Source organism: Paenibacillus sp. GQ49, assembly GCF_059759055.1.
Map to the genome: position 1 here is coordinate 1 of NZ_JCAXEL010000057.1, position 384 is coordinate 384.

The 384-nt window shown below is 55.7% G+C and carries 1 rRNA gene; it reads right to left on the reverse strand.

The features are described 5' to 3' along the window. Positions 1-384, reverse strand: a 16S ribosomal RNA gene (locus AC6CIF_RS31915); the annotation flags it as partial.

Here is a 384-nt window from a genome sequence, read left to right on the forward strand (position 1 = left end):
CACCTTCCGATACGGCTACCTTGTTACGACTTCACCCCAATCATCTATCCCACCTTCGGCGGCTGGCTCCTTGCGGTTACCCCACCGACTTCGGGTGTTATAAACTCTCGTGGTGTGACGGGCGGTGTGTACAAGACCCGGGAACGTATTCACCGCGGCATGCTGATCCGCGATTACTAGCAATTCCGACTTCATGCAGGCGAGTTGCAGCCTGCAATCCGAACTGAGACCGGCTTTGTTGGGATTGGCTCCATCTCGCGATTTCGCAGCCCGTTGTACCGGCCATTGTAGTACGTGTGTAGCCCAGGTCATAAGGGGCATGATGATTTGACGTCATCCCCACCTTCCTCCGGTTTGTCACCGGCAGTCTATCTAGAGTGCCCA